This window comes from Mesorhizobium sp. M0293, assembly GCF_040321735.1.
In the GTDB taxonomy this organism is placed as follows: Bacteria; Pseudomonadota; Alphaproteobacteria; order Rhizobiales; family Rhizobiaceae; genus Mesorhizobium.
Genome location: NZ_JAMYSA010000277.1, coordinates 1 through 1389 on the forward strand (window position 1 = coordinate 1; position 1389 = coordinate 1389).

2 protein-coding genes are annotated in these 1389 nt (G+C 62.8%); both read left to right on the forward strand.

What is annotated here, in order from left to right; all coding sequences use genetic code 11:
* The first annotated feature begins 104 nt into the window (after nucleotides 1–104).
* Complete coding sequence (locus NKJ06_RS35425; RefSeq protein ID WP_352812572.1) at nucleotides 105–1061, forward strand: site-specific integrase; 957 nt, start codon at nucleotides 105–107, stop codon at nucleotides 1059–1061.
* Complete coding sequence (locus NKJ06_RS35430) at nucleotides 1058–1207, forward strand: hypothetical protein (RefSeq protein ID WP_352812573.1); 150 nt, start codon at nucleotides 1058–1060, stop codon at nucleotides 1205–1207. The genes NKJ06_RS35425 and NKJ06_RS35430 overlap by 4 nt, the downstream gene beginning before the upstream one ends.
* The last annotated feature ends 182 nt before the right edge of the window (nucleotides 1208–1389 follow it).

Genomic DNA, 1389 nt, shown 5'->3' on the forward strand with positions numbered 1-1389 from the left:
TGGCATCGCCCCCACGGCAGCCTAAAGTCAAAACCGCCCATCAGTCGCCTCGCCTTAACCGAGGACAACCTGTTGAGGCTCCACAGCTAGGACACGCACGGCGAGTGGCTCCGGAGCGGTTCATTATTTCTTTTCCAAATGAAGAGGCTGATCCGGATGCTCCGCTTCTGGCCTACTTTTCGGACTATCTGCATAGGGTACGGGGGCTGGAGCCTAATACCCGCGAAGGCGTTCTTCTGGGCGGCCGCCGCTTTCTGGATTGGTTCCGCCATCACCATCTCGGCCAGGACCTCGAGGCGTTGACAGCTGAGCAGGTCCTTGCTGCTGTCGAGCATCGGCTGTCACTATCGGCGACCTCCAGCAGCCGCACGGCAGCGACTTCTCACATTCGAACATTTCTTCCGTTTTTGTATTGGGCTGGCCACCATCGCCAAGATCTCGCCCGAGTTGTCCCAAGGACGCCCTCTTGGCGTTTGGCACATTTGCCGCCGCGCCTTGCATGGGATGACGTTCGGCAGGCGATCGATGCGATCGGCGCAACGACGCCGGTCGACATCCGCGATCGAGCCGTCCTGCTGCTGCTCGCCACCACGGGCATTCGCAACGGCGAGTTGCGCGCCATTCGGCTGAAGGATATCGACTGGCGTACTGGCGAGGTTTTTGTCCGGCGCACCAAGGGCAAGCGTGATCGGGTGGTGCCACTCCTCGAGGAGACCGGCGCCGCACTCGCCGATTACATCCTGCGCGCTCGACCGAAGGTGGATAGTCCGTATCTGTTCCTGTCCTTCGCGCCGCCGCTGGGGCCGTTCAAGTGCGCGTCGCCTGTTTCGAGGATCGTGCGGAAGCGGTTGCGGCATGGCGGGGTCGAACTCGGGCGGGTCGCAGGTGCGCATCTCCTGCGCCACAGCCTTGCCACCCAGCTCGTCAGGCAGCGAAGGCCAATCAACGAGGTCGCCGATCTTCTTGGCCACCGGAGCATCAACATAACGGCGCTCTACGTGAAGGTTGCGGCCTCGCAACTCGCCGAGGTCGCACTCCCCTTTCCGGGAGGCGCGGCATGACCGCCTTTACCCGATTCCTCGGCGAGAAGGCCGAGCGTTACATCGAACTGCGCCACTCGCTCGGCTACTCTTTCAGCAAACAAGCTGGCACGTTGCGGGTTCAGCAAACAAGCTGGCACGTTGCGGGCTTTCGTCCGCTACGTTGAACGCGCTCAGTTCGTTGCGCCCGCCACCCGGACGATGGCGCTGGACTTCGTCCTGTCGTTCGGCGGCGCCGCCAACAGCCGCACCATTCGTCACGGCGTTCTTCGACGATCCCGTGCTCGCGGCCGATTGTTCGTGTCATGAAGAAGAGCCGCAAGCCGGCCACGGCCGGATCGAGGAGCGC